Genomic DNA, 25309 nt, shown 5'->3' on the forward strand with positions numbered 1-25309 from the left:
AGGGTTCGTGCGTCGCGGGGACGGCGCCGCTGGTCGCGCCGCCTACCCTGTGGTTGTGGTGTTCTCGAAGATCCTGCGTGCCGGTGAGGGCAAGATCCTCCGGCGACTGTCCAAGATCGCGGATGCGGTGGAGTCGCTGGCGGACGAGACGGCCGAGCTGACCGACGCGGAGCTGCGGGCCAAGACCGACGAGTTCAAGGAGCGCTACGCCGACGGCGAGTCCCTGGACGCGCTGCTGCCGGAGGCGTTCGCCGTCGTCCGCGAGGCGGCCACCCGAACGCTGGGCCAGCGGCACTACCGGGTGCAGATCATGGGCGGTGCCGCCCTGCACCTGGGCAACGTCGCCGAGATGAAGACCGGTGAGGGCAAGACCCTGACCGGCGTGCTGCCGGCCTATCTCAACGCGCTGGCCGGCGAGGGCGTGCACGTGGTCACCACCAACGACTACCTCGCCCAGCGCGACGCCGAGTGGATGGGCCGGGTGCACCACTTCCTCGGCCTCAAGGTCGGCACGATCCTGTCCGGCCAGACGCCCGCGGTGCGCCGCGAGATGTACGCCTGCGACATCACGCACGGCACGAACAACGAGTTCGGCTTCGACTACCTGCGCGACAACATGGCGTGGAGCAAGGCCGACCTGGTCCAGCGCGGGCACTTCTACGCGATCGTCGACGAGGTCGACTCGATCCTCATCGACGAGGCCCGCACCCCGCTGATCATCAGCGGCCCGGCCGAGCAGAGCGCGAAGTGGTACCAGGAGTTCGCGCGGATCGCGCCGCTGCTGAAGAGGGACGTCCACTACGAGGTGGAGGAGTCCAAGCGCACGGTCGCGATCACCGAGGAGGGCGTCGAGTTCGTCGAGGACCAGCTCGGCATCGACAACCTCTACGAGGCGGTCAACACCCCGCTGATCGGCTACCTGAACAACGCCCTCAAGGCCAAGGAGCTCTTCCACCGCGACCAGCAGTACATCGTCAGCAACGGCGAGGTGCTCATCGTCGACGAGTTCACCGGCCGCGTGCTGGCCGGCCGCCGCTACAACGAGGGCATGCACCAGGCCATCGAGGCCAAGGAGAAGGTGGCGATCAAGGACGAGAACCAGACCCTCGCCACGATCACCCTGCAGAACTACTTCCGGCTCTACGAGAAGCTGGCCGGGATGACCGGTACGGCCTCCACCGAGGCCGCCGAACTGCACCAGACCTACAAGCTGGGCGTCGTCCCGATCCCGACGAACAGGCCGATGATCCGCGACGACCGCTCCGACGTCATCTACAAGACGGAGAAGGCGAAGTTCGACGCGGTGGTCGACGACATCGCCGACCGGCACGAGGCGGGGCAGCCGGTCCTCGTCGGGACGGCGAGCGTCGAGAAGTCCGAGATCCTCTCGAAGTTCCTGCTGCGGCGGGGGATCCCGCACGAGGTGCTGAACGCGAAGAACCACGCGCGGGAGGCGCACATCGTCGCCCAGGCCGGGCGGCTGGGCGCGGTCACCGTGTCGACCAACATGGCCGGCCGCGGCACCGACATCCAGCTCGGCGGCAACCCCGACTTCATCGCCGACGAGACGCTGCGCGCCCGCGGCCTGTCGCCGGCCGAGACGCCCGAGGAGTACGAGGCCGCCTGGGACGACGCGCTCGAGGAGGCCAAGGCGCAGGTCAAGGCCGAGCATGAGCAGGTCGTCGAGGCCGGCGGGCTCTACGTGCTGGGCACCGAGCGGCACGAGAGCCGGCGGATCGACAACCAGCTGCGCGGCCGCTCCGGCCGGCAGGGCGACCCGGGGGAGTCGCGGTTCTACCTCTCCCTCGGCGACGACCTGATGCGCCGGTTCAACGGCCCGATGCTCGAGTCGATGATGAACACGCTGCGGGTCCCCGAGGACCAGCCGATCGAGTCGAAGATGGTCACCCGGGCGATCCGCTCGGCGCAGACGCAGGTCGAGCAGCAGAACTTCGAGGTCCGCAAGGACGTCCTCAAGTACGACGAGGTGCTCAACCGCCAGCGCACCGTCATCTACGACGAGCGGCGGAAGATCCTCGAGGGTTTGGACCTGCAGGACCAGATCCAGTCGATGATCGACGACGTCGTCACCGCCTACGTCACCGGCGCGACCGAGACCGGCTACGCCGAGGACTGGGACCTCGAGCAGCTGTGGACCGGCCTCAAGGCGCTCTACCCGGTCGGGCTCGACCGGCAGGCGCTGCTCGACGAGGTGGCCGACGGCGACCAGGCGGCGCTGTCGTCCGAGGACCTGAAGAAGGCCCTCCTCGAGGACGTGCACCGCGCCTACGACGAGCGCGAGGCGAAGCTGGGCGCCGAGGTCATGCGCGAGCTCGAGCGGCGGGTGCTGCTGTCGGTGCTCGACCGCAAGTGGCGCGAGCACCTGTACGAGATGGACTACCTGCGGGCCGGCATCCACCTGCGCGCCATGGCCAACCGCGACCCGGTCGTGGAGTACCAGCGCGAGGGCTTCGACATGTTCAACGCGATGCTCGACGGCATCAAGGAGGAGTCGGTCGGCTTCCTGTTCAACCTCGAGGTCAAGACCAAGGAGGAGCAGGAGGCGGAGGCGAAGGCCAAGCAGGAGGAGGCCGAGGCCCGCGCGCTGGCCGCCGCCCAGGAGGGGACGGCGCGGGTGCTGGCCCGCCAGGCCGCCCAGGCGGAGGCGGCGAAGAAGGCGACCGCCGGCGACGGGGCGACGGGCACCGCGACCGCGCGGCGGGCCGGCCGGCCCGCCGCCACGACCGCCTCGGAGGCGCCCGCCGCGCCGGCGCCGTCCGGCACCGGGCCGCAGCTGGCGGTCAAGGGCCTCGATGCTCCCAAGCCGCCAGGGAACCTCAGCTACTCCGCGCCGAGCCTCGACGCCTCCCCGAAGGAGAGCGGCGCGGCCAAGGCGGCCAAGACGGCGACCGTCTCGGGCACCAAGGAGCCCTCGCGCAACGCGCCCTGCCCCTGCGGGTCGGGCAAGAAGTACAAGTTCTGCCACGGGGCTTCGCACTAGCCGGCCACATTCACGCAGGTGGTCAGCGGCGTACGGCCGGACGTCAGGACAGCAGCCGCAGGACGCCCTGCGATGTCTGGTTGGCCTGGGCGAGCATCGCGCTTCCGGCCCGTACGAGCGTCAGGTTCCGGGTCAGGGCGGTCATCTCCCTCGCCATGTCGGTGTCCCGGATCCGCGAGAACGCCGTCGTGGTGTTCTCGAAGGCCGCGCCCAGCCGGGTGACGGTGTACTCGAGCCGGTTCTCGATGGCGCCCAGACCCGCCCGGGTCGCGCTGACCCGCGCGATGGCCTCGTCGATGGTGTGCAGCGGGTCGTCGGCGACGACCACCGGCGGCGTCGGGGTGGTGGGCGGCGCCGGGATGGGGGGCGGTGCCGTGTACGTCGGGGTGAGCTGCTGCGCGTCCGCGGCGGTCGAGGCGTTGCCCGGCTCGTCGCCGGTGATCACCAGTTGACCCGGTCCGACGATCACGTCCTTCTTCTTGATGCCGAAGGCGTCGTCGATCGCCTTCTCGAGCTCCCTGAGGTGTTGGTCCGCCGTCACAGCGCCCTGGTAGTCCACGGTCGCCAGGTCGAGGGTCCGCCCGCCGTAGGCGATGGTCCCGGCCAGCCCCGTGAAGGTCGCCGCGGTTGCGAAGTCGCCCGCCAGCGCGATCGAGCCGGCCGCCGGGCCGCCCTCGGCGGCGGACCGGGCCGGTGTCACCCGGACCGTGACCCCGCCACCGGCGGCCATCACGCCGGCGGCCAGCACACCGGCACCGACCGCCGGGCGGACGTCGAGCACGTCCACGCCCAGACTCGCGGCGTCCACGCCGCGGCCGAGATCTCCGATGGCCACGATGATCGTCTCGCCGGCCTCGGCGCCCACCTGGAGCGTGCCGCGGTAGGACCCGTCCAGCAACGGCGTGCCGTTGTAGGTGGTCGTCCTCGCGATCCGGGTCAGCTCGCGGGACAACTGGTCGAGCTCGCGCCGGATGGCGCCCTGTGCGGCGTCGTCGAGCCCGCCGTCGTTGGCCGCCTGCACGGACAGGTCACGCATGCGCTGCAGCACCGACGTCGTCGTCGCAAGAGCGCTCTCGGCGGTTCGGACGAGGTCGATGCCGTCCCGGATGTTGCGCACCGCCTGGCGCATCCCGGTGGACCGTGACCGCAGTCCCTCGCTGACGGACAACCCGCCCGCGTCATCCGCGGCGTGGTTGATCCGCGCCCCGGAGGACAGCCGCTGGAGCGACTCGGATACCGCGCGATCGCTGCGCTCGAGCACCCGGTGGGTGGTCAGCGCGGCGACGTTGGTCCCGATCCGCACATGCTCACCCGCCTCACCCGCCCCTGCCGCAACATCAGTGTCACGGTGCATCTGGCAACGGCCGCCAACGGCCGATGTTGACTCGAAACCGGCGGCCGGTCCCTCGGGCGGGGGGTCTGCGAGCGAGCACGGCTGCATCCAGCCCCGGCTCAACGCGTGGCGGCCTCCCGGACGGCCTGCTCGTGCACGGCCAGCCAGCGCCGGGAGGCCTCGGCCCGGGCCCTCGCCTCGGTCTCCCAGTAGTCCCGGAAGGGGCCGTGGCCGGCGGCGACGTGCGCCTCGATCAGCCGGCAGAACCAGTCCAGGTTCTCCCGGACGGCGGGCACCAGCCGCAACCGGTCGGCGCGGTCGACGCCGTAGGCGTCCACGAAGCGGCGGAAGCGCTGCAGGCCCCGGCCGCGGCGCGCGTCATGGATGTAGTCGTCGGGACGCAGCGGCGCCCACAGCCGGGCCGCGCACGCGACGTCCCACAGCCGCGACCCGGGCGCGGCCAGGTCGAAGTCGATGAGCGCGACCGCCCGCCCGTCGCGGAAGACGACGTTGTCCAGGTTCGGGTCGTTGTGGCTGACCAGCTCGCCGGCGAAGGCGTCCGGCGGTGACGACGGCCAGCGGTAGGGCGTCGGGTCGAACCCGGCGACGGCGGAGTGGTAGGTCCGCAGCAGCTCGGCCACGCTGACCAGCGCCTCGTCGGTGAGCGCCCAGTCCGGGTACGGCCGCAGCACCGTCGTCCCCGGGACGTAGCTCAGGACCTCGCGCCCCTGCTCGTCGATGCCGAGGAAGCGCGGCGCCCCGTCGAACCCCACGGCCTCCAGGTGGCGGAGCAGGGCATGGGTGGCCGGGCTGGTGGCGCGCTGGGGACGACGCACCGTGTCGCCGATCCGGACCACCCCGCCCCGGTTGGCGATCCCGCCGAGGAGGACCACCTCGCCGCCGCGCCCCTCGCCCGGATCGGCCGCGGGCGGCGGGCGCTGGCCGATCACGCCGGTTCGAGCAGCGCCCGGGCGACGGTCGCATGGGTCACGAGACCGTCGATCAGGCCGCTGCGCAGCGCGGCCCGCGCCGCGGCGACCTTGGGCGCCCCGTACGCGATGGCGATGACCTCCGGGATGGCGCGCATCTGCTCTGCGTCGATGCCGATGAGCCGGTCGCTGAGCCCGCACCGCACCGGCTCGCCGTCCGACGAGAGGAAGACGCCGGAGACCTCGGCGCAGACGCCGAGCCGCCGGAGCGTCCGTCGGTCGTTCTCCTGCACCGTGTCGTAGAGCGTCGACTGACCCGGCGACCAGAGCCCGACACCCACGACGGCCTTGGTGACCCGCGGCAGCTGGCCGAACGCCAGGGCGACCTCCCGCTGCTGCCGCAGGGCCTGCGCGGTGGCGGAGTCCGGCAGCGTGAACGGCGCGTAGAAGACGTACGCCGGCCCGCCGGCCGCGCGGGCGACGTCGCGCACGATGTCGATCGCGCTGTCGTCGCCGTCCGGCATGGCGACCGCGCCGGTGAGCTGCACGACGGGGACCGGGGCCAGCCGGGGGAGCGCCCGGGCCATCGCACCGACCGAGCGCGACCACGCGACGCCGAGCACGTCCTCCGGGCGGACGAGCTCGGCGAGCAGTTCGGCGGCGACCTGCCCCAGGTGCTGCCGCACCGCTGCGGCGTCGCCGTCCCCGGGGTCGACGACGACCGCGTGCTGGAGCCCGTACCGGTCCTTGAGCCGGGCGGACAGGTCGACGTCGATGAGGCCGGGCCGGCCGATCTCGATGCGCACCAGGCCGCTGTCCCGCGCGGCGTCGAGCAGCCGCGCCACCTTGAAGCGGCTCAGCCCGAACTCGTCGGCGATCTCCATCTTCGACCGGCCGTCGAGGTAGTACCGCCGCGCCACCGAGGCCGACAGCACCGTTGCCGCGGGCCCCGCGAGTCGACTCGTCATGGCACCACTCCGCTCATCTGAGCGCCTAGCGCCCATATTGGCACTCCAGCATTGCCACCGGAAGGTGTGAGTCACAACACTGGGCCCCGCACGGGCCGAGGGACGGCGTCCGGATCAGCTGCGCGAGCCGCGCGGTGCGGCGCGTCCCTTCCTGACTCTCGTCTCGGGAGGCATCGACGTGACCGCACAGGCAGAGGCGCCGGCCAAGGCCTCGGGCGCCAGGATTGCGGTGCAGAAGTTCGGCACGTTCCTGTCCGGGATGATCATGCCGAACATCGCCGCGTTCATCGCGTGGGGCTTCATCACCGCGTTCTTCATCGAGACCGGGTGGACGCCGGTCGCGGGCCTCGGCGGCTTCGGGGAGGACTCCGCCGGCAACCCGAACATCGGCCTGGTCGGCCCGATGATCCGCTTCATGCTGCCCCTGCTCATCGCCATGCAGGGCGGCCGGATGGTCTACGGCATCCGCGGCGGCGTCGTCGGCGTCGTCGCCACGATGGGCGTCATCATCAGCACCGAGCAGCCGATGTTCCTCGGGGCGCTGATCATGGGGCCGCTCGCGGCCTGGGTGATGAAGCAGCTCGACAAGCTCTGGGACGGCAAGATCAAGCCCGGGTTCGAGATGCTGGTGAACAACTTCTCCGCCGGCATCGTGGCCGCCGCGCTCGCCGTCCTCGGCTACTTCTCGTTCGGGCCGGTCATCGAGAACGTCTCATCGGCGCTGGGCAACGGGGTCGACTGGCTCGTCGACCACAGCCTGCTGCCGCTGGCCAGCCTGATCATCGAGCCGGCGAAGGTGCTGTTCCTGAACAACGCCATCAACCACGGCGTGCTGACCCCCCTAGGCATCACCCAGTCGGCGCAGGACGGCTTCTCGATCCTCTTCCTGCTGGAGGCGAACCCGGGCCCGGGCCTCGGCGTCCTGCTGGCCTACATGTTCTTCGGGACGGGCCTCGCGCGCAGCACCGCCCCGGCCGCCGCCGTGATCCACTTCTTCGGCGGAATCCACGAGATCTACTTCCCGTACGTGCTGATGAAGCCGATCCTGCTGCTCGGCACCATCGCCGGCGGCATGGTGGGCATCGGCACGCTGGCGATCTTCGACGCCGGCCTGCGCGCGCCCGCCGCTCCCGGCTCGATCATCGCGGTGCTGGCGCAGACGCCGGGCGGCAAGTTCTTCCCGGTCATCCTCTCGGTGCTACTGGCCTGCCTCACGTCGTTCGTCATCTGCTCGCTGCTGCTGCGGCTGAGCCGCAAGAAGGCCGGCGACCTGGCCGAGGCGACCGCCGAGATGGAGTCGATGAAGGGCAAGAAGAGCTCGGTCGCCGGCGTCCTGGCACCGGAGGAGGCCGCGGCGCAGCGGTTCGAGGAGCAGGGCGAGCTCGACGAGGAGGCGCACGAGGCCAAGTCGCACCGCACGCCGATCCACACCATCGTCTTCGCCTGCGACGCCGGCATGGGGTCGAGCGCGATGGGCGCCTCGGTGCTGCGCAACAAGATCAAGAAGGCGGGGTTCGGTGACGTCACCGTGTCCAACCTGGCGATCGCCAACCTGACCGACGACATCGACCTGATCGTCACGCACAAGGACCTGACGCCGCGGGCGCAGAGCATGTCGCCGTCGGCCCAGCACGTGTCCGTCGACAACTTCATGAACAGCCCCAAGTACGACGCGATCGTCGACGAGCTGAAGGCGACCAACGCGCACAGCGCTCCGTCGGCCAACTGAGGGGTCCGGTGCGATGAGCGACATCCTGAGCCGGGACCAGATCAAGGTCCCCGGCCTGGCCACCAGCAAGGACGACGCGATCCGGGAGGCCGGCCAGCTCCTGGTCGACGCCGGCGCGGTCAGCCCCGCGTACGTGGACGCGATGTTCGAGCGGGAGAAGTCGGTCTCCACCTACATGGGCAACTACCTCGCCATCCCGCACGGCACGAACGAGGCCAAGGACAGCATCGCCCGCTCGGCGCTTTCGGTGGTCCGCTACGACCAGCCGATCGACTGGGACGGCAACGAGGTCCGGTTCGCCGTCGGGATCGCCGGCGTCGAGAACGGCCACCTGGAGATCCTCGGCAAGGTCGCGATCCTGTTCTCGGACACCGACGAGGTCGAGAAGCTCATCGCGGCCGGGTCGGCGGAGGAGCTCTACGACCTGCTCCACGCGGTCAACGACGAGGGGGACGACGCATGAAGGCCCTGCGGTTCTACGCGCCGGAGGACGTGCGCCTCGAGGACGTGCCCGAGCCCGAGTGCGGGCCGGACGAGGTTCTGCTGCGGGTCCGCAACTGCTCGACGTGCGGCACCGACGTCAAGATCCTGCACAACGGCCACCAGAACCTCAGCCCGCCGCGGATCATGGGCCACGAGATCGCCGGCGAGGTCGTGGAGGTCGGCAGCAACGTCAGCGGGTGGTCCGAGGGCGACCGCGCGCAGGTGATCGCCGCCGTCCCCTGCGGGGAGTGCTACGAGTGCCGCCGGGGGTGGATGGCGGTCTGCTCGAACCAGACCTCCGTGGGCTACCAGTACGACGGCGGCTTCGCCGAGTACCTGGTGGTGCCGCGCGAGGTGCTGAAGGTTGACGGGCTCAACCGGATCCCCGACGCGATCGGCTTCGACGAGGCGTCGGTTGCCGAGCCCTTCGCCTGCGCGATCAACGCCCAGGAACTCGTGGACGTCGGGGACGGCGACACGGTCGTGGTCTTCGGCGCCGGCCCGATCGGCTGCCTGCACACCCGGCTGGCGCGGGCGAACGGGGCTAGCCGGGTGTTCCTCATCGACGTGCTGGCCGACCGGCTGGCGATGTCCGCCGACGCGGTCAAGCCCGACGAGGTCATCAACGGCCGGGAGGTCGACGTCGTCGCGCACGTCAAGGAGCTCACCGACGGGCGCGGCCCCGACGTGGTCATCACGGCGACCGCGGCCAACGTCGCGCAGGAGCAGGCGATCCAGATGGCCGCGCGGCGGGGTCGGATCTCCTTCTTCGGCGGGCTGCCGAAGACCAACCCCTACATCCAGTGCGACTCGAACCTGGTGCACTACCGGGAGCTCATGATCATGGGCGCCAACGGTTCGGCGCCGTCGCACAACAAGCGGGCGCTGGAGTACATCGCCAGCGGCCAGGTCCCGGTCAAGGACCTGATCACGGTGCGGCTGCCGCTGGAGAAGGCGCTCGACGCCTTCGACATCGTCGCGAAGGGCGAGGCGATCAAGGTCACCATCGAGCCCTGACGGCTCTCGACCGGGGCCGGGGTCAGCCGATCTGCAGGGCGGTGCAGCGCCAGCGGCCGTCGATGCCCTCGAGCCGGGCGGCCACGGCGTGCGCCCGGCCGGCTCGCCGAGCGACGGCGCTGATCTCGGCGACGCCATCCACCGGTTCGCAGACGTGCACCGGGCCGACGATCAGCGGCGCGGTCCCGTCCGCGCACCAGCGCGGGCGGCCGCCGCGGGACAGGGCGGTGTAGACGCCCAGCGAGGTCAGCGGCTGGAGCTGGGTCATCGGCCGCCGGCCGGCCAGCGCCTCGAGCGTCGTGGTGATCAGTCGCCGGCCCGACTGTCGCAGGTCCGGCAGGTCGGCGCGCGCGGACCAGGCCGGGCCGAATTCCGCATCCGCCACCCCCGCGGCGGGCGCCGACCGCGGTCGCGGACCGGGCCGGTGCGGGGGGCGGGGCGGGCGGACGCCGGGGACCACCAGCCGCACCGGCCCGTCCTCCAGCGGCGGCTGCGGGGTCGGGACCACCACCAGCCGGAGGGCGGGGATGGCGGCGGGCGCGGTGGGGGCGGGCTCGGTCATGGCGACTCCCTGATCGGAACGGGTGAGGGCGCCGGGGGAGCGGCGGAGGAACGGTCAGGCGACGGGTGGGCGGAGGACCTGGCCGGGGAGGAGCAGGTCGGGGTCGGGGCCGATGACCGCGGCGTTGGCCTGCCACCAGGACCGGACGGCGACGGCGATCTCCGGATCGGACGGAGCCCGGCCGGTGTCGTGGCTCAGCCGCGCCGCGGCGATGTCCCACAGGCAGTCCCCGCGGACGACGACGTGCTCCCCCGCGGCTGGTGCCGGTGTCGGCCAGTCCGGCACCGCCCGGGCGGGGTTGCCGGTGGCGGACGGCCAGTCCGGCGCCGTCGCCGCGGGCTGGTGCGGCGTCGCGGCCGTGGCGACCACCGGCGCCCCGACGCCCACCCCGAGGCCGACACCCAGCGCGACCGCCGCCGCCCTGCGGGCCGCGTGGGGCAGCACCGCCCGCAGCAGCGCTCGAGCCGTTGCGCCGAGGAGGCCGGGCAGGGCCGACGCGGCGGTCAGGGCCAGTCCGAGGGTGCCCCAGGCCCAGATCGCCCAGGCCAGCAGCGTGGCCCAGGCCAGGACGACGGCGTCCGGCCCGGCGGCGTCGGACGCCCGCTGGGGATGCGTCACAGCTTCCTGCAGGGCGGCGACGTCCGGGCTCAGCGCCCACAGCGCCAGCCCGACCAGCCCCATCGCCAGCGTGGTGGCGGCCCAGCGCCGTCCGGACATGCGACCTCCTCGGTGTAACGAAGCGAGACTAAATCAAGCAAACGCAAGCAAATGCAAGAGTCCACATGCATCTAGGCTCGCGACAGGAGGTGGCCGATGCGGTGGCAGCAGTTGTTCGCCGACCTGCGGGCGCAGTTCGACGAGGCGGAGGCGGCGGCCGATCGCGCCGAGTCGGCGTCCCGTGCGCGGGCGGAGGTCGGCGCGATCCGGCTGGCCGACCGGCTCCGCGGCGCGCTCGGCCGGCCGGTGACCGTGCGCTGCCGGGGGGCCGGGCGGCTCTCCGGTGTGCTCGCCGACGTGGGTGCGGACTGGCTGCTGCTCGAGGAGGAGGCGGGCCGTGAGGCGCTGGTCGCGACCGTGGCCGTGCTGGCCGTCGGTGGGCTGGGGCGGGAGACCGCCGTCCCGCCGGAGGGCGGCGTGGTGCGGGCGTCACTGGACCTGCGCCGGACCGTGCGGGCGCTGGCCCGCGACCGCAGTGCCGTGCAGGTCGTCCTCGAGGACGGCGGCGTGCTCACCGGGACCGTCGACCGGGTCGGGGCGGACTTCCTGGAGCTCGCCGGGCACGCGATCGACCAGCCGCGGCGGGCCGGCGCGGTGCGCGGCGTGCAGGCCGTCGTGCTGGCGGCGGTGGCGGTGATCCGGACGGCCCCGCCCGGGCTGGACTGAAGCCGGCGGCTCAGCCGCGCCGGCGGCGCCCCGCGCCGGCCACGGGCGGGTCCGCGTCGGCCGCGTCGCCCTGCTCGGCCGGTGGCTCCTCGGGCACCGTGCCCGCGCGCGCCTCGGCGTACTTCTGCTGGATGAAGCGCTCGAGCTCGTCGACCTCGACCCGCCACTGACCCCGGCCACCGATCTGGATGGCGATCAGTTCCTTGCGCCGGACCAGCGCATAGGCCTGCGACCACGACACGTTGAGGATCTCCGCGACGTCGTCGAGGGTCAGGAAGCGGGGTGTGGGCATCGGTGCGTCTCCGTCCGTCGCGGCCAGTCTGTCAGCCGCACCGGTGGCTTGTGGCCACCGTCCACACCCGAACGTGTGGACGGCGAATGCGCCCATCGTCGCCCATGACGCATCATCTGCATCCGATCACGCCCATCCGAGAGCGTCGATCACCATTCGAGCTCCCGTGCGCGGGACGGATCGGAGGACCGCAGCCGTGACCGCCGTGCGCCCCGCGCCCGCACCTGCCGCGCCGGCCGAGGGCCCCACCCCGCGGCGGGTGCGCCCACCCCGGTGGCTGGATCTGCGCCTGGTGCTCGGCCTGCTGCTCGTGCTGGGCTCGGTGCTGCTGGGCGCCCGCGTGGTCTCCGCCGCCGACGCGACCGTCCCGGTGTGGGCGGCCGCCGGGAACCTGGCGCCGGGCACCGTCCTGACCGCCGAGGACCTGGTGTCGGTGGACGTGCGCCTGGACGACACCGGGGAGTCCTACCTGTCGTCGTCGACGAGCCCGGAGGGGCGGACGCTGTCCCGCGCCGTCAGCGACGGCGAGCTGCTCCCGCGCTCGGCGCTGACCGAGCCCGACGAGCTGGTGCAGCTGGCACTGCCCGTGCAGGCCGGCTTCGTCCCGCCCAGCCTGCAGCGCGGGCAGCTCGTGGACGTCTACGCGGTGGCCGACCCGGTGGCCGGCGCGACCGCCGTCGCCGACGGTTCGGTCACCGCGGTCGTCACCTCCGCGCCGGTCCAGGCCATCTCCGGCCGCTCGGAGGGCGTGCTGTCGACGCCCACCACGACGGTGCAGGTGGTGGTCTCGGTGGCGGCCGACGAGGCGTCCGACGTCCTGGCGGCGATCGGCGGGCGGCCGCTGGTGGTCGTCGTCCACGGCTCGATCGACTCCGGGGACCCGACCGCCGCGGCCGGCGACGCGGTGGCGGAGCCCACGGACTGATGGCGCTGCAGGTCTTCACCGCCGTCACCGGAGCGGCCTGGGAGTCCGAGCTCGTCGGCGCCCTCGACCGCGCCGACCACGGGGTCGCCGTCGTCCGCCGGTGCGTCGACGTCGCGGAGCTGCTGGCCGCCGCCGCGACCGGGACCGGCCAGGCCGCGCTGCTCTCGGCGGACCTGCGCCGGCTGGACATGGACGCCGTGGCGGGCCTGGAGGCGGCCGGGGTGGCGGTGGTCGGGCTGGTGGAGCCCGGCGACGAGCGGGCGGCGGAGCGGCTGCGGCAGCTGGGCGTGGCCCGGGTGCTGCCCGCCGACGCCCAGCCCGACGCCATCGCCCAGGCCCTGCGGGAGGCCGTCGCGGGTGCGCCCACGGGCGGGCGGGACGTCGGCGACCCGCGCGCCGCCCTCCCCGTCCTCGGCGCGCCCGAGGTGCCGGAGGACCGCCCGGCCGGACGGGGCCGGGTCGTCGCGGTCTGGGGGCCGCTCGGGGCGCCGGGGCGCACGACCGTGGCGGTGGGCGTGGCCGACGAGGCGTCCCGCCTGGGCGTCCCGACGCTGCTGGTGGACGCGGACGTCTACGGCGGTGTGGTGGCACAGGTGCTGGGCCTGCTGGACGAGTCACCCGGGCTGGCCGGCGCGGCGCGGCAGGCCGGCCAGGGTGCGCTCGACACCGGCGTGCTGGCCCGGCTGGCGTGGACCGTGCGGCCGCACCTGCGCGTGCTCACCGGTCTGGCGCGGGCCGACCGGTGGCCCGAGCTGCGCCCTCGCGCGGTGACCGCCGTGCTGGACGAGGCGCGGCGGCTCGCCGAGCTGACCGTCGTCGACTGCTCGTTCTGCCTGGAGGAGGACGAGGAGCTCTCCTTCGACACGGCCGCGCCGCGGCGCAACGGCGCGACCCTCGCCGTCCTGGAGGCGGCCGACACCGTGCTGTGCGTCAGCGGTGCGGACCCGGTCTCGCTGCAGCGGACGGTGCGCGCCCTCGGCGAACTGCGCGAGGTGCTGCCCGACGCGGAACCGGTCGTCGTGGTCAACCAGGTGCGACGGGGGCCGGTGCCGGGCGACGCCCGTGCGGAGATCGCCGGGGCGCTCGAGCGCTTCGCCGGCCGGGAGGTCGGGTTCTTCCTGCCCGCGGACCGGCGCGCGACCGACGCGGCACTGGCGGCCGGGCGCACGCTCGCCGAGATCGCCCCCGGCTCGCCGCTGAGGACCGCGGTGCGCGCGCTGGCCGCGGCCATGGCCGGGGTTCCGGAGCCGGCGCCGTCCGGCCGCCGGCTGCCCGGTCGCCGCCGCGCCGGCTGACGGCCGGGTCACCGACGCCGCCGCGGGCTGTCCGGCCCCCGCGGCGGGCCGTAGCGTGAGCACCCGATCCCGAGGAGAACGATGGTCGAGCGGCTGACGGCACTGGAGGCCTCGTTCCTCTACCTGGAGGAGCGCGACACCCCGATGCACGTCGGCGGTGTGCTCATCCTCGAGACCCCGCAGGACGGACTGGCCGCCATCGAGTCGCTGGTCGAGGCCCGGCTGCCGCTGGTGCCCCGCTACCGGCAGCGGGTGCTCGAGGTGCCCGGTCACCTGGCCAACCCGGTGTGGGCGGACGATCCCGACTTCGCCCTGGCCTACCACGTCCGGCGGTCCGCGCTGCCGCGGCCGGGGACCGAGGCGCAGCTGCTCGACCTGGTGTCCCGCCTGATGTCGCGGCCGCTGGACCGCAACCGCCCGCTCTGGGAGCTCTACGTCGTCGAGGGACTCCCGGGCGACCGGATCGCGGTCGTGACGAAGACCCATCCGGCGCTGGTCGACGGGCTCAGCGCCATCGACATCGGCCAGGTGCTGCTCGACGTGGACCCCGAGGCGCCCGAGCCGGGGCCCGACGAGTGGGCGCCACGCCGCCCCCCGGGGTCCGCCGAGCTCGTCCGGCAGGCGCTGGAGGAGTACGTGCGCCGTCCCTCGGCGGTCGCGGAGACCGCCCGGCACGCGGCCACCGATCTGCGGGCCAGCGCCGCGCGCCTCGCGGGCGTGGGCCACGCAGTGCTCCGGGCCGCGCGGTCGGCGGTCTTCCCGGCTCCGCCGACGCCGCTCAACGCCAGGACGGGTCAGCAGCGCCGCGTCGCGGTGGCGCGGGCCGCCCTCGACGACATCAAGCAGGTCCGCGCGACGCACGGCGGAACGGTCAACGACGTGCTGCTCACCGTCATCACTGGTGCGCTCCGGGAGTGGCTGCTCTCCCGGGGAGAGCCGGTCGTCGGGTCGACGTCCGTGCGGGCGCTGGTGCCGGTCTCGCTGCAGGACGCCGACGCCTCGCCGGGCGGCCGGGTGGCCTCCTTCCTCGTCGACCTGCCGGTGGGCGAGCCCAACCCCTACGTCCGGCTCGCCCAGCTGGGCTACGCCATGCGCGGGGTCGCGCAGGAGAGCCAGTCCGTCGGCGCCGACCGGCTGATCGCGCTGACCGGCTTCGCACCCCCGACGATGCACGCGCTCGGGGTGCGTGCCGCCCGCGGCCTGCCCCGGCGGCTGTTCAACCTGGTGATCACCAACGTGCCGGGGCCGCAGGTGCCGCTGTACGCGGCCGGCAGCCGCATGCGGGAGGTGTTCCCCGTCGTCCCGCTGGCCCGGGGCCAGGGCGTGTCGATCGGCATGACCAGCTACGACGGGTGCGTGTTCGTCGGGCTCAACGCCGACCGGGACAGCGTCGGGGACGTCGACGTGCTCGCCGACCTGATCGAGCAGGAGGTCGCGGAGCTGGCGCGGACGGCCGGCTGATCGCGGTCCGGCACCGGTGACCACGAGTGGAGCCGTCCGCGCTACGGTCGCCGTCCATCGTGGAAGGGAGCGAGCCGGGTGCGGATCTACCTGCCGGCGACCACGACCGTGCTGCGGACGCTGGTGGACGAGGGACGGTTGCCCGGTCCGCACACCGCCTTCGCGGTCACGCCGGGATTGCGGGAGTTCTACGCGGTGAGCGAGGCGGAGGCCGACACCGAGGAGCTCGAGTACGCCGCCCTGCTGACCGCGGCCCGCGGCAGCCTGCGGCTGATCGACATCGACCCCACCGCCGCACGGCGGCGCGTGGTGCTCGCCGCCGACGTGCCGGATGCGTCCGTCGAGATCAAGGACGACCCGGCCGCGGACCCCGACGCCGACCGCGGCACGGTCCGCATCGACGGCGACATCTCGCTGCGCGACGTCGCCAGCGCCCACATCGACGGTGCCGAGGCCGAGAACGACGTGCGCGCCGCCGTGAACGTGGTGCTCGAGGCCGACCTCGGCAGCGACGACGCCCAGTTCGTCGTCGACCAGGCGGAGGGTCACGAGCTGGCCTGGTACGCCACCCAGGAGATCGGCCCCGCGCTCGATCTGCTCTGACATCTCAGCACGGCTACGCGGGCACCCGCCGGCGGGCGACCTGCACCCGCTCCGCGGTCCCGCCGACGACCAGCCAGCCCGAGCCCGGCCGCACCGGTACCGGAGTGCGGGGCAGCCGGATGCCGAGGACGTCGGCGTCACCGGGCCCAGGGTTGAGCAGCAGCCCGGACCGGCTGCGGCGCAGGGCCGCCAGCGGGCCCTGGTAGTACCGGGCCACGTCGGCGGCCTGCCCCGCGGTGAGCAGGACGACGGGCTCGCCGGGTCCGGGTGCCGGCAGACCGGTCAGCACGGGGGAGTCCGCGAGCAGCGCGAGGTCGTCGACGATCACCACACGGGGTCGCCCGGCGGTGGCGGCCAGCCAGTCGGCCAGCTCGTCCGCGGTGCGCGCCGGCTCGCGCACGTCGAGCCGCCGGATGCCGGTAGCGTCGTCGTCCCCCGCACCGGACTGCACGCCGATGCCGACCACGGCCGCGCCCGCATGCGCCAGATGCGCACCGAACGCGCGCAGGGCGCTGCTGCGTCCGCTGCCCGGTGGACCGAGGACGAGCAGCCCGCCGGTGCGGTGGAGGTCGACGGTCAGAGGCGCGCCCTCGTCGCCGCCCGGGCCGATCGCCACGGAGAGCACCGACCGGGCGGCGGCGTCCGGAGCGGCGTGTTGCGGCAGGGGCAGTTCGGGGTCGGGGAGCAGCTCGACGATCCGCAGCGCATGCGCCGGCTCCCCCCGCACACCGGTCATCGGCCGGGGCATCGCGAGCTGGCACTCGACGGCGGCCTCGCCGAGCAGCGCCCGCCCGGGTGGCCGGGCGTCCGGGACGGCGCGGGTCGGAATGCCGGCCACCGCGTAGTCGGCGCGGTCCGGGAGGGGCAGCACCAGCCGGCGGTCGACGGCCGCGGCCAGGCGACCGCCCGGCACGGCGCGGTCGGCGGTGAGCACGCTGGTGAGGCCGACCGCGGCGCCGTCGCGCACCAGCCGGAGCAGCGCGGCCGAGCCACGGGCGGGATCGGCCTCGTCGAGCTGGGTGCTCAGCGACTCCACCCCGTCGACGAGCAGCAGAAGCGCGGGCGTGGCAGGCCAGCCCGAGCCGGCGCGCCGCGCGGCGACCTCCTCGGCGAGCCGGTCGAGCAGCCGCACGGTGCGCAGCGGGTCCTCGGCCCCGATCGTCGTCCCCGCGTGCGGCAGCCTCGCCGCCTCGGCCGCCAGCGCACCGCCGCCGTGGTCGAGCACGTGGACGTGCAGGTCCTCCGGGCTGCGCCGGCAGACGGCCTCGGCGAGCACCGTCCGCAGCAACGTCGTCCGCCCGCTGCGCGCACCGCCGACGGCGAGCCAGCCACCGGCCGCACCGAGGTCGAGCTCGAGGGGCTCCTGGGTCTGCACGTCGGGCCGGTCGACCAGCCCGATGCGCAGCCGGGTGTCGTCCGGCAGCGGGGTGGTCCGGACGAGGTCGAGGTCGGCTGCGTCGAGCTGTGTCGGCAGTGGCGGCTGCCAGGGCCGGTGCGGGCTTCCGCTCCCGCTCTCGCTCGCGTGCCGTTGCAGCGCCCCGGCCAACCGGGCGAGATCGCTCTCCGCAGAGGATGACGCCGGCGGCCGAGGGGATCGGCCGTCGTACGGCCACGACCAGCGGCGGGCGAGCGGCTCGGCCCCACTCGCCGGCGCGGCCACCGAGACGCGGGCGATCTGCACCTCGGCCGGAGCCGCGCTGCCGGTCCGGAGGAACGCGCGCCCCGGCAGGTCGACCGGGAGGAAGGCGGCCTGGCTCGTGCCCAGGACGTCGCGGGAGTCGGCCTCGTCCGTGGTCCGCAGGCAGATCCGCAGGCTGCAGTTGGCCCGGATCTCGGGCGACACCACTCCGCCCGGGCGCTGGGTGGCCAGCACCAGGTGCACGCCGAGGGAGCGGCCCCGCTGCGCGATGCCGACGAGTCCACCGACGAACGACGGGTGCTCCTCGGCCAACGTGGCGAACTCGTCGACGACGATGACCAGCCGGGCGAGGTCCACGGCGTCCGGCAGGGCCGACACGTCGGCCACGCCGTGCTCTGCGAGCAGCGATTCGCGTCTGGTCAGCTCGGCGCCGAGGGAGCGCAGCGCCCGCTCGGTCGACTGCTGGTCGAGGTCGGTGACCAGCCCGACGGTGTGCGGCAGTGCCACGGCCTCCGCGAACGCCGCACCGCCCTTGTAGTCGACCAGGAGGAACGTGCAGCGGTCGGGCGGGTGGTGCATCGCCAGCCCGGCGATCCACGCCTGCAGCAGTTCCGACTTGCCGGAGCCGGTGGTGCCGGCCACAAGCGCGTGGGGACCGTGACGGCAGAGGTCGATCCGCACCGGCCCGTCGGCCGTGCGGCCGATCGTGGCCACGAGCGAGTCCCGGGAGCGCGACCACCGCCCGGTGAGCCGCCTGCCGTCGTCCAGCCCCGGCCCTTCGCCGGACAGGTCGAGGAGGCGTACCTCGCGGGGCAGGGCCGCCGCGGCGCTGGAGGGCGCCAGGCCGGCGAGATCCCGGGCCAGCGCGGCGGCCGCCGGACGCGGCAACCGGTCGACGACCACGGAGGAGTTCCCGGGCGATCCCGCGCGGCACAGCGTCGCGCGATCGCCGGTCTCGCCCGAGAGGCGGACCTCGGCGTCGGCCGCGACCGGCAGCTGCTCCGCCGTCGGGGCCGAGGTGAGGACCGCGACGCCGACGTCGCGTGCGGCGCGCAGGGCGGCCGCCACCCGCGGATCCACGGGCCGATCGACGACGACCACCAGCCAGGGCAGCCGCCCGGGAGCGCCGGAACCGGGGGCGTGCTCGGCCAGGACGGCTCGGCGGGCGGCGACCGCTGCGGCCACCCATCCCAGCAGGCGCTCGTCGGGCGCATCCGCGCCGCCGATCGGCCGGCGGGGGGCCACGTCGGTGCTGCCCAGGTGCGGCAGCCACCGCAGCCACAGCCAGTCCTGGAGGGCGTCCGCGTCGGTGACCAGGGCCAGTTGCAGCTCGTCGGGGCCGTGGAGCACCGCGAGTTGGCCCACCGCCGCCGCCAGCACGCCCGTCGTCCGGGCTCGGGGACCGGTGACGGCGAGTCCCCCACAGGTGCGGAGGTCGACCACGGCGGGGAGGTCGTCGGCGAGCTCGCGCACCCGCTCACCGTCGGGCTGTACCCGTGTCACGCCGGTGGGTCCGCGACCCGTACCGACCCGGATCTGCAGCGCGTCCGGATCGGCCCGCCGTCGCTCCCACAGCCGGCTCGACCGGCGGCGGGCCGCCGTCGTCAGGGTCGCCAGGTCCGGCCAGGCCGTCTCGGCCGCTCGACGGTCGGCCCGGACGGCGTCGGCCAGGCGGGTCTGCGCTTCCGAGAGCGCGAGCACGTGGGCGGTGGTGGCGCGCCGTCCGTCCCGGCGACCCCACCACCGCTCGGACAACCAGGTGCCGAGGGCGACCACCGGACTGAGCAGGGCGAAGAAGAGGAACTGGGGCGTGTGCAGCAGCCACGCCATCGCGATCCCGCCCAGCGCGGGCAGCGCGATGGCGATCCACGCCAGGCGGCGTCGGGGCGGCGCCGTGGGAGGGCGCGGGAACTCCACCGCCACCTCGTCCCGCGCCCCGAGCAGCCGCGGTGAGGGGCGCAGCCGGGCCCGCCCACCGGGCCCCTGCTCGACCGACGCGGCCGCGCCCTCCGGGCCGCGGACGGTGACCGCGCTGGCGCCCACGCGGAGAACCGCTCCGCTCGGCCAGACCTCCGGCTCCCCGCCCAGCTCCCGGCCCTCGAGGCGGGTGCCGTTGGTCGAGCCCAGATCGGTCACGGTGATCCGGCCGGCGCCGACCGAGATCTGTGCATGGCGGCGGGACACGTCGGGGTCGTCCAGGCGGAGGGTCGCGTCCGCGCCACGCCCGAGGAGGTGCCGCCCCTGGTCGAGCGGCACGGTGCGCCCCGCCTCCGGCCCGCCGACGACGTGCAGCTCGAGTGCGCTCGAACGCTCACCGGAGCGGGATCGCGGGCCGGGCCGCCCGAGCCCCAGCACGGCCCCGTGCGCCAGCTCCGGTGAGCTCAGCGGGAGCTCGTCGGGCAGCCGGCTCGACCCCGACCAGAGCGCCGGCACGGACACCCCCAGTTCCCGCGCGAGGACCGGCAGGACACTGCTGAGCCGCTCGCCGTCCTCCGCGACCACCTCCACGTCGAGGGCGCCGTCGGACGAGCACAGGGTCCAGGAGCGCGGGATGCGCTGCGGGCGGGACGCGGGCGGCTCGATCACCCGGGGATGGTGACCTGCGTGCCCGGCCCCGCGGGCGCCCGACCGACCGCCTGTGGACGACCGGGCCGCCTGTGGACGACGCGGGGGAGGGCCGGCGCCGCCGACCTAGCGTTCCGGCCGGACCGGGAAAGACCCGGGATCGGAGGAGGAGCCGTGAAGGTCGACATCGCCACCCTGCAGTCGATGGCCGGGCAGTGCCGCGCGGAGGCGGCCGACGCCACCGGCCGGCAGGCCACGCTGTCCAGCAGCATCAACGCGTCGGTGCTCGACGGCTGGACCGACAGTCAGGCCGCGGCGAGGTTCAGCGAGCTGTACGAGCAGTGGCGGCTCTCCGCCCAGGGCGTGGCCGACGCCCTCAACGGCATGGGCGGCCTGCTGGACAACGTCGCTGCTTCCTACCAGCAGCACGAGGCCGACATGGCGGCCCGCATCGGTGCGCTGATCTGAGTCCGGCCGCGGTGGACGTGGAGCGGTGCCGGCCGCCCTGTCGCTCACGCCCGGGCGGGGTGGCCGGGAGGTGCACCGTAGGATCTCCGCCAGTCCAGACGGGTCACCGGTGCTTCGTGGTGGGCAGGCGGCTCGCCGATCTCCCGGTGGGTTCGTGCTCCCGGGCGGCCGTGTGACCGCACGCGCGTCGACAGCGGGAGGCAGCAGATGCAGTTCGGCCGGTACTACGAGGAGTTCGAGGTCGGGGCCGTCTACAAGCACTGGCCCGGCAAGACCGTCACGGAGTACGACGACCACCTGTTCTGCCTGATCACGATGAACCACCACCCGCTGCACATGGACGTGCACTACGCGGAGGAGACCACCGACTTCGGCAAGAACGTCGTCGTGGGCAACTACATCTACTCCCTGCTGCTCGGCATGAGCGTTCCTGATGTGTCGGGCAAGGCCATCGCCAACCTGGAGATCGAGTCGTTGCGGCACGTCGCGCCGACGTTCCACGGCGACACGATCTACGGCGAGACGACCGTGCTGGACAAGACCGAGTCGAAGTCCAAGGACGACCGCGGGATCGTCCACGTCGAGACCATCGGCTACAAGCAGGACGGCACGGTCGTCTGCATCTTCCGGCGGAAGGTGATGGTGCCCAAGCGCTCCTACGGCGAGAGCCGCGGCGGCGAGCAGCCGGGTCGTCCCGAGCCTGCCCGCACGCAGTAGCTCAGGCCGGCAGCACGCCCCAGTCGCGGAGGGTCTCCACCAGGCGGGGCGTGCAGGCCAGCCCGCCGAGGGCGTCCGGGGCGGCCCACGTCACGGCGTCGGCGTCGTCGCCCGCCACGGGCACCGCGGCGGGATCGACCGGCGTGCACGCGAAGTCGACGACGTCGTAGACGACCGCGCCGGCCGGGATGCGCACCCGCCCGACCGGCGCGCCGGCCCGTACCTGCAGGCCGGTCTCCTCGCGCACCTCGCGTACGACGGCCTGCTCGGGTGTCTCACCGGCCTCGACCCGGCCGCCCGGCAGCGACCAGAGCCCCCGGCTCGGCTCCTGTCCCCGCCGGATGAGCAGCAGCCGGCCCGCCGCGTCGCGGACGACCGCCCCGACGCAGGGGACCACCGGGGCAGAGCCCAGGTGGCCGGCGGGTCCGGCGGCGTCCATGCGCGGCAGGCTACGCACCCCGCACCGGCGGCCAGCGCCCCGCCGTCCGCTGCGCTTGACGGAACCTCTCGCTCCCAGGACCGTGATGCGCGATGAGCGTCTCCCCGGTCTGCCCTCGGTGCGGAGAGCAACTGGTCGTGCGCCCCGGCCACACCGCGCAGGCCTGGTGCCACGTGCACGGTGCGGTCACCCCGCTGCACCACACGGCCCTCATCGCGCACGACGCGATCGCGGCGGTGACCGCCGACGCCCGCGTGCCCGCCTGGGTGCCCGACCCGATGCCGACCGGCTGGACGGTCACCGGCCTGGCCTGGGGCGGTGAGCCGGGCGCCCGCGCGATCGTCGTCGACACCGCCGGACCCGCACCGCTCGGCGGATCGGCCGAGCTCGTGCTCGTCGCCGAGGAGCCCGGCACCGGCGTCGGCTGCGGCTACGCCGGCCTGCCGGGTCTCGATCCGGGCGACGTCATCACCGGACCCAACTCGGTCGACGTCAAGGCCGCCGGTCAGCGGGCGCCGCTGTGGGCGGTGCCGACGACCGACGACCGGGCCGCGTTCGTAGGGGAGGCCTACGGCGTCTGGCTGTGGCTGGTCATGTGGCCGATGAACGCCGCCTGGCTGCTCGCCGAGCAGCTGGAGCTGCTCGACCTGCGCGACCGCCTGTACCCCGATCTGCCGCTCGGGCCCCCGAGCGAGCACCTGCTGCCGGGCAAGTGACGGGAGCGGTCCGCACCCGGGTCGGCGCGTCGTGGCTGCGCCAGGTGGGTCCTGTGTTACCCATGGGACGAAGCGGTTCGCCACCCCCGGTGGGCCTCGTCCACGCGGGTTCCAGGTGCTGGAGCCTGTCCTCGTCCGCGCGTCCCGGGAGGTGACGGTGAGCCTGAAGAAGGTCATCGCCTGGTTGGTCGTCGCCTTCGTCGTCTTCTACGTGATCAAGTTCCCGGAGACCTCGGCGCAGATGGTCCGCAGCGCCGGCACCGCGCTCGGGAACGCCGCGTCCTCCCTCGCGGACTTCGTCGGCTCCCTGGTCTGACATGACCCGCCCGGCCGCGCGGCGCCCGCCGGAGAGCGAGCCTCCCCGGACGATGTACGAGGGCCGCCGGGCCCGCAAGGACGTCGCCAAGTACCTCCTCGAGGGCGAGGAGGTGGTCATCGCCACCCGCCGGCACTGGGCCTCGCTCGTCGAGCCGGTCGCCAAGTCGCTGCCCGTGCTGGTCCTCGGCGGCTGGGTGCTCACCCTCGACCCCGACAACCGGTTCACCAGCATCACCGGGCTCCTGCTGCTGGTGGCGGGGCTGGGCTACCTGGGTCTGCGCGGAGCCGAGTGGTACATGCGGCACTTCATCGTGACGCCGCGCCGGATGCTGCTGACCTCCGGTGTCATCGTCCGCACGGTCACGCTGCTGCCGCGCCGCCGGATCACCGACCTGACCTGGCAGGAGACACTGTTCGGGCAGCTGCTGGGCTACGGCACGTTCCGCATCGAGTCGGCCGGCCAGGCCCAGGCGCTGTCCCGCGTGACGTTCCTGCCGCACGCCGACGTCCTCTACCGGAAGTTCAGCGAGCTGCTCTTCCCCGGCGACAACGGCGACGGCGGCGACGACCTGGGCGACGCGGAACCACCGCCGCCGCCCCGCCGGACGCCCTCGCCTCCACCCGACGTCGAACGGCGGGACACCGAGCCGATCCCGCGGCCGGAGGGCTGACCGGCAGGAAGGGCGCGATTGCCCGCCGACCCGGTGGGGCAGGGTGGACGCGATGCGGATCGACCTGCACACCCACTCCTCGGTGTCCGACGGCACCGACACCCCGGCCGCCCTGATGGCCACCGCGCGCGCGGCGGGCCTCGACGTGCTCGCACTCACCGACCACGACACCACCGATGGGTGGGTCCTGGCCGAGGCGGCCCGCCCGCCGGGGCTGACCGTCGTCCCCGGCATGGAGCTGTCCTGCCGCTGGTTCCCCGACGGCGACCGGCCGATCAGCGTGCACCTGCTCGCCTACCTCTTCGACCCGGAGCACCCCGGGCTGATGAGCGAGCGCACCCGGCTGCGGGAGGAGCGGCTCGGCCGCGGCGAGAAGATCGCCGCGGCGCTGGTCGCCGCCGGCTACCCGATCAGCTGGGAGCGGATCGTCGAGGCCAGCGAGGGCGGCGTCGTCGGGCGCCCGCACATCGCGCGCGCCCTGGTGCAGGCCGGCGTCGTCGACTCGGTCGATGCCGCCTTCGCGACGCTGCTGCACCCGCGCAGCCCGCACTACGTCGCCAAGCGGGACACCGACGTCCGGGAGGGCATCGCCCTGGTCCGCGCCGCCGGCGGCGTCCCCGTCTTCGCGCACGGCCTGGCCACCAAGCGCGGCCGGGTCGTCGGGGACGACGCGATCCGCGCGATGGCCGACGCCGGCCTGCTCGGTCTGGAGGTCGACCACCCCGACCACAGCGAGGAGGAGCGCGAGCACCTGCGCGGCCTGGCGAAGGAGCTGGGTCTGATCATGACCGGCTCCAGCGACTACCACGGCACCAACAAGACGACGCCGATCGGCGCGTGCACCACCGATCCCGAGCAGCTGGAGGCCCTCCTGGCCGCGGGCACGGGCAGCGCGCCGTTCCGCGACTGACCGGGAATCGTCGCCGATCCGGTTAGCGTGGGAGCGTGAGTGCCGCCCAGCTGGAGATGCCGGGCATGCCCCAGCGACTGTTCCCGGCCACGCCGAGCAAGCTGGCCTGCTTCAGCGACTGCCCGCGGCGCTACCGGTACACCTACGTCGACCGGCCCACCCCGGCGAAGGGCCCGGCCTGGGCGCACAACAGCGTCGGGGCGGCCGTGCACGCGGCGCTGCGGTCCTGGTACGAGCTGCCGGTCGGGAAGCGGACGACGGCGGCGGCCCGCCAGCTGCTCTACAGCGTGTGGTCCCCGGTCGGGTTCCGGGACGACGAGCAGGCCGCGCGCTGGCGTGCCCGCGCCGCCGGCTGGCTGACCGACTACGTCGCCGGACTCGACCCCACCGACGACCCGGTCGGCACCGAGCGCACGGTCGGCTGCACCACCGGGCGGCTGGCGCTGTCCGGCCGGGTGGACCGCATCGACCAGCGCGGTGACGAGCTGGTGATCGTCGACTACAAGACCGGCCGCTCGCCGAGCACCGACGACGAGGCCCGCGGGTCACCCGCGCTGGCCGCGTACGTGCTCGGTGTGCGCCGGACCCTGCGCCGGCCGTGCTCGCGGGTGGAGCTGCACCACCTGCCCAGCGGCACCGTCGCCGCCTTCGAGCACACCGAGCGATCCCTCGCCAACCACGTCCGCCGCGCCGAGGACGTCGCCGCCGACATCGGCGCGGCCACCGCGGCCATGGACGCCGGGCAGAACCCCGACGAGGCGTTCCCCGCCGTCCCCGGGCGGCAGTGCGGCTGGTGCGACTTCCGGCCCAGCTGCCCGGCCGGCCAGGCGGCGACCCCGCCGCGCGAGACGTGGAGCTTCCTCGCCGAGGACGAGCAGATCTGAG

The 25309-nt window shown here is 74.1% G+C and carries 24 protein-coding genes; 16 read left to right on the plus strand and 8 right to left on the minus strand.

All coding sequences use genetic code 11. The features are described 5' to 3' along the window. Nucleotides 1-58 precede the first annotated feature (58 nt). Nucleotides 59-3001 carry a preprotein translocase subunit SecA gene (gene secA, locus ACWIYF_RS05160; RefSeq protein WP_448627043.1) on the plus strand — a complete coding sequence of 981 codons (2943 nt, stop codon included), beginning with the start codon at nucleotides 59-61 and terminating at the stop codon, nucleotides 2999-3001. Nucleotides 3002-3044: 43 nt separating this feature from the next. Here the strand turns inward: secA and ACWIYF_RS05165 are convergent, their stop codons facing one another. The 3 genes from ACWIYF_RS05165 to ACWIYF_RS05175 all read right to left on the minus strand — a co-directional run bounded on the left by ACWIYF_RS05165 (nucleotide 3045) and on the right by ACWIYF_RS05175 (nucleotide 6231). Then, complete coding sequence (locus ACWIYF_RS05165) at nucleotides 3045-4304, minus strand: flagellin N-terminal helical domain-containing protein (RefSeq protein ID WP_448627044.1); 1260 nt, start codon at nucleotides 4302-4304, stop codon at nucleotides 3045-3047. Nucleotides 4305-4453: 149 nt separating this feature from the next. Next, nucleotides 4454-5284, minus strand: a complete 831-nt coding sequence (locus ACWIYF_RS05170) for a phosphotransferase (RefSeq protein WP_448627045.1) — start codon at nucleotides 5282-5284, stop codon at nucleotides 4454-4456. Next, entirely contained in the window at nucleotides 5281-6231 is a 951-nt protein-coding gene (locus ACWIYF_RS05175) for a sugar-binding transcriptional regulator (protein WP_448627046.1), read from the minus strand. The genes ACWIYF_RS05170 and ACWIYF_RS05175 overlap by 4 nt, the downstream gene beginning before the upstream one ends. Before the next feature lie 178 nt (nucleotides 6232-6409). Here ACWIYF_RS05175 and ACWIYF_RS05180 point away from each other — a divergent pair, with 178 nt between their 5' ends. From ACWIYF_RS05180 to ACWIYF_RS05190, 3 genes are read left to right on the plus strand one after another with little or no spacing between them, the layout of a single operon-like run. Beyond that, the gene (locus tag ACWIYF_RS05180; protein WP_448627047.1) at nucleotides 6410-7960 is read left to right on the plus strand and encodes a PTS mannitol transporter subunit IICB; all 1551 of its coding nucleotides are present in this window, start codon (nucleotides 6410-6412) and stop codon (nucleotides 7958-7960) included. A gap of 13 nt (nucleotides 7961-7973) precedes the next feature. After that, nucleotides 7974-8423, plus strand: a complete 450-nt coding sequence (locus tag ACWIYF_RS05185) for a PTS sugar transporter subunit IIA (RefSeq protein ID WP_448627048.1) — start codon at nucleotides 7974-7976, stop codon at nucleotides 8421-8423. Continuing rightward, nucleotides 8420-9460 (plus strand): zinc-dependent dehydrogenase, encoded by a 1041-nt coding sequence (locus tag ACWIYF_RS05190; RefSeq protein WP_448627049.1) that lies wholly within the window; start codon nucleotides 8420-8422, stop codon nucleotides 9458-9460. Before ACWIYF_RS05185 ends, ACWIYF_RS05190 begins: the two co-directional genes overlap by 4 nt. 22 nt (nucleotides 9461-9482) lie before the next feature. Here the strand turns inward: ACWIYF_RS05190 and ACWIYF_RS05195 are convergent, their stop codons facing one another. Both ACWIYF_RS05195 and ACWIYF_RS05200 read right to left on the minus strand, forming a co-directional pair. Then, a complete protein-coding gene (locus ACWIYF_RS05195; protein ID WP_448627050.1) occupies nucleotides 9483-10022 on the minus strand; it encodes an Rv3235 family protein in 540 nt (179 codons plus the stop codon). 54 nt (nucleotides 10023-10076) lie between these two features. After that, nucleotides 10077-10739 carry a LysM peptidoglycan-binding domain-containing protein gene (locus ACWIYF_RS05200; RefSeq protein WP_448627051.1) on the minus strand — a complete coding sequence of 221 codons (663 nt, stop codon included), beginning with the start codon at nucleotides 10737-10739 and terminating at the stop codon, nucleotides 10077-10079. A 96-nt stretch (nucleotides 10740-10835) separates the two neighbouring features. On the opposite strand from ACWIYF_RS05200, the gene ACWIYF_RS05205 reads away from it, so the two are divergent. Continuing rightward, entirely contained in the window at nucleotides 10836-11405 is a 570-nt protein-coding gene (locus tag ACWIYF_RS05205) for a hypothetical protein (RefSeq protein WP_448627052.1), read from the plus strand. Between the two features lie 10 nt (nucleotides 11406-11415). Here ACWIYF_RS05205 and ACWIYF_RS05210 read toward each other — a convergent pair whose 3' ends face one another. Continuing rightward, nucleotides 11416-11697, minus strand: coding sequence for a helix-turn-helix domain-containing protein (locus tag ACWIYF_RS05210; RefSeq protein WP_448627053.1), 282 nt, complete (start codon nucleotides 11695-11697; stop codon nucleotides 11416-11418). A 196-nt stretch (nucleotides 11698-11893) separates the two neighbouring features. Here ACWIYF_RS05210 and ACWIYF_RS05215 point away from each other — a divergent pair, with 196 nt between their 5' ends. From ACWIYF_RS05215 to ACWIYF_RS05230, 4 genes are all read left to right on the plus strand, one after another. Beyond that, nucleotides 11894-12622 carry an SAF domain-containing protein gene (locus ACWIYF_RS05215; RefSeq protein ID WP_448627054.1) on the plus strand — a complete coding sequence of 243 codons (729 nt, stop codon included), beginning with the start codon at nucleotides 11894-11896 and terminating at the stop codon, nucleotides 12620-12622. Then, nucleotides 12622-13917 carry an AAA family ATPase gene (locus ACWIYF_RS05220; protein WP_448627055.1) on the plus strand — a complete coding sequence of 432 codons (1296 nt, stop codon included), beginning with the start codon at nucleotides 12622-12624 and terminating at the stop codon, nucleotides 13915-13917. The genes ACWIYF_RS05215 and ACWIYF_RS05220 overlap by 1 nt, the downstream gene beginning before the upstream one ends. 81 nt (nucleotides 13918-13998) lie before the next feature. Beyond that, nucleotides 13999-15378: a WS/DGAT/MGAT family O-acyltransferase gene (locus ACWIYF_RS05225; protein ID WP_448627056.1), complete on the plus strand. Its 1380-nt coding sequence runs from the start codon at nucleotides 13999-14001 to the stop codon at nucleotides 15376-15378. A 78-nt stretch (nucleotides 15379-15456) separates the two neighbouring features. Next, nucleotides 15457-15981 (plus strand): DUF6912 family protein, encoded by a 525-nt coding sequence (locus ACWIYF_RS05230; protein ID WP_448627057.1) that lies wholly within the window; start codon nucleotides 15457-15459, stop codon nucleotides 15979-15981. A gap of 13 nt (nucleotides 15982-15994) precedes the next feature. On the opposite strand, the gene ACWIYF_RS05235 is transcribed toward ACWIYF_RS05230, so the two are convergent. After that, entirely contained in the window at nucleotides 15995-20206 is a 4212-nt protein-coding gene (locus ACWIYF_RS05235; protein ID WP_448627058.1) for an FtsK/SpoIIIE domain-containing protein, read from the minus strand. Nucleotides 20207-20359: 153 nt separating this feature from the next. Between ACWIYF_RS05235 and ACWIYF_RS05240 the strand changes: the two genes are divergently transcribed. Together ACWIYF_RS05240 and ACWIYF_RS05245 are read left to right on the plus strand one after the other, a co-directional pair. Then, on the plus strand, nucleotides 20360-20653 hold the full coding sequence (locus tag ACWIYF_RS05240; RefSeq protein ID WP_448627059.1) for a WXG100 family type VII secretion target: 294 nt from the start codon (nucleotides 20360-20362) through the stop codon (nucleotides 20651-20653). A gap of 207 nt (nucleotides 20654-20860) precedes the next feature. Further along, nucleotides 20861-21370 carry a MaoC family dehydratase gene (locus ACWIYF_RS05245; RefSeq protein WP_448627060.1) on the plus strand — a complete coding sequence of 170 codons (510 nt, stop codon included), beginning with the start codon at nucleotides 20861-20863 and terminating at the stop codon, nucleotides 21368-21370. 1 nt (nucleotide 21371) lies between these two features. Here the strand turns inward: ACWIYF_RS05245 and ACWIYF_RS05250 are convergent, their stop codons facing one another. Beyond that, the gene (locus ACWIYF_RS05250; RefSeq protein WP_448627061.1) at nucleotides 21372-21809 is read right to left on the minus strand and encodes an NUDIX hydrolase; all 438 of its coding nucleotides are present in this window, start codon (nucleotides 21807-21809) and stop codon (nucleotides 21372-21374) included. Nucleotides 21810-21901: 92 nt separating this feature from the next. Here ACWIYF_RS05250 and ACWIYF_RS05255 point away from each other — a divergent pair, with 92 nt between their 5' ends. The 5 genes from ACWIYF_RS05255 (at nucleotide 21902) to ACWIYF_RS05275 (ending at nucleotide 25308) form a co-directional block, all read left to right on the plus strand. Continuing rightward, nucleotides 21902-22525: a DUF6758 family protein gene (locus ACWIYF_RS05255; RefSeq protein ID WP_448627062.1), complete on the plus strand. Its 624-nt coding sequence runs from the start codon at nucleotides 21902-21904 to the stop codon at nucleotides 22523-22525. A gap of 157 nt (nucleotides 22526-22682) precedes the next feature. Continuing rightward, the gene (locus ACWIYF_RS05260; protein WP_448627063.1) at nucleotides 22683-22841 is read left to right on the plus strand and encodes a hypothetical protein; all 159 of its coding nucleotides are present in this window, start codon (nucleotides 22683-22685) and stop codon (nucleotides 22839-22841) included. 1 nt (nucleotide 22842) lies between these two features. Continuing rightward, on the plus strand, nucleotides 22843-23514 hold the full coding sequence (locus tag ACWIYF_RS05265) for a PH domain-containing protein (RefSeq protein ID WP_448627064.1): 672 nt from the start codon (nucleotides 22843-22845) through the stop codon (nucleotides 23512-23514). A 52-nt stretch (nucleotides 23515-23566) separates the two neighbouring features. Beyond that, the gene (locus ACWIYF_RS05270) at nucleotides 23567-24424 is read left to right on the plus strand and encodes a PHP domain-containing protein (protein ID WP_448627065.1); all 858 of its coding nucleotides are present in this window, start codon (nucleotides 23567-23569) and stop codon (nucleotides 24422-24424) included. 35 nt (nucleotides 24425-24459) lie between these two features. After that, nucleotides 24460-25308, plus strand: coding sequence for a RecB family exonuclease (locus tag ACWIYF_RS05275; protein ID WP_448627066.1), 849 nt, complete (start codon nucleotides 24460-24462; stop codon nucleotides 25306-25308). Nucleotide 25309: the final 1 nt, after the last annotated feature.

This window comes from Geodermatophilus sp. URMC 64, assembly GCF_053502555.1.